Annotated in this window: 1 protein-coding gene; it reads left to right on the forward strand. The window is 79.7% G+C overall.

Translation table 11 applies throughout. The annotated features are described in order from the left end of the window. The coding region (locus tag JHD62_RS22775; protein WP_233161166.1) for an FAD-binding protein at positions 1 to 305 on the forward strand (305 nt) is incomplete at both ends.

Consider the following 305-nt stretch of genomic DNA (forward strand, 5'->3'; position numbering starts at 1 on the left):
CCCCCCCCCCCCCCCCCCCCCCCCCCCCCCCCCCCCCCCCCCCCCCCCCCCCCCCCCCCCCCCCCCCCCCCCCCCCCCCCCCCCCCCCCCCCCCCCCCCCCCCCACCCCCCCCCCCCCCCCCCCCACACCCCCACATCTTACTGTTCGTCGGCAGCGTCAGATGTGTATAAGAGACAGACCCTGCACTGCGACCTGCTGGTAGTGGGCAGCGGCGCAGGCGGGCTGGCCACCGCCGTCACCGCCGCCCGGCTGGGGCTGAAGGTGGTGCTGGCCGAGAAAGAAGCCGAGTTTGGCGGCACCACCG

The sequence above is a fragment of the Aquitalea sp. ASV11 genome (assembly GCF_016429185.1).
Classification (GTDB): Bacteria; Pseudomonadota; Gammaproteobacteria; order Burkholderiales; family Chromobacteriaceae; genus Aquitalea; species Aquitalea pelogenes.